Source organism: Streptomyces afghaniensis, assembly GCF_044327915.1.
Taxonomy (GTDB): Bacteria; Actinomycetota; Actinomycetes; order Streptomycetales; family Streptomycetaceae; genus Streptomyces; species Streptomyces afghaniensis.
In genome coordinates this window covers 1-1,095 of sequence record NZ_JBIRGJ010000025.1, presented here as the reverse complement: position 1 = coordinate 1,095, position 1,095 = coordinate 1, and the positions used below count along the sequence as shown (strand labels likewise).

Genomic DNA, 1,095 nt, shown 5'->3' with positions numbered 1-1,095 from the left:
CATGTCGGCTTGGCGGGTGTGGGGGGCGCGGAGGTTGAGGGGGACGTAGGCGCCGCCTGCGCCCAGGATGCCGAGGAGGGTGATGATGGCGGTGGTGCCGCGTTGGCCGTGGTAGACGACTCGGTCGTCGGGGGTGATGCCCGCGGTGAGGAGTTCGCGGGTGAGGCGGCTGGCGCGGCCGGCGAGTTCGGCGTAGGTGAGTGACTGGTGGTCGTCGGTGACGGCGATGGCGTGGGGTGTGTGTGCGGCGTGGTGTCTGATCCGTTCGACGACGCAGGTGAGGGTGTCGTCGCGGTCGGTGGCGTTCCAGGTGTGCAGCAGTAGTTCGCGTTCGGTTTCGGAGAGCGCGGTGAGTTGATGGACGGGTTGGGCGGGGTCGTCCGCGGCGGTGTGGCAGGCGCGCAGGATGTCGCTGAGGATCGTGTGTGCGGTGTGTTCGGTGAACAGGTCGGTGCTGTATTCCAGGGTCAGTGACAGTTCGCCGGTGGGGTCTTGCTGGGTGATGAGCATCAGGTCGAACTTGGAGGTGCCGTCGCCGGTGGGCAGGTGGGTCAGGCGGGTCTGGCCCAGGATCTGTTCGGTGGCGGGGGCGTTCTGGAAGGCGAGCATGACCTGGAAGAGGGGGTTGCGGGAGCGGTCGCGGTCGGGGACGAGGTGTTGTGCGAGTCGTTCGAAGGGCACGTCCTGGTGGGTCAGTCCTTCCTGGGAGGTGCGGCTGACCTGGTCCAGGAGGGTGTGGAAGGTGTCGGTGGGGGTGATGTGTGTGCGTAGGGGCAGGGTGTTGACGAAGAAGCCGATCAGGTCTTCGGTTTCGATGCGGGAGCGGTTGGCGACGGGGACGCCGATGACGATGTCGTCTTGTCCGGCGCGTCGTGAGAGGACCGCGGCCAGGACGGACTGCATGACGTTGAAGAGGGTGCTTCCGCGGTCCTGGGCGATGTTGGTCAGCCGGGTGACGGCGTGTGGGTCGAGTGTGTCGGTGAGTTGGGCGCCGCGGTAGGTGGGGGTGGCCGGGCGGGGGTGGTCGGTGGGCAGGTCGAGTGCGGGTGGTGCGCCGGCCAGGGCGGTTTGCCAGTAGGCGAGTTGTTCTTCGAG

1 protein-coding gene is annotated in these 1,095 nt (G+C 67.6%); it reads right to left on the bottom strand.

Annotated elements, in window-relative coordinates:
• On the bottom strand, nt 1-1,095 hold a 1,095-nt coding region (locus ACH4G3_RS42355), incomplete at both ends, for a condensation domain-containing protein (protein WP_397629492.1).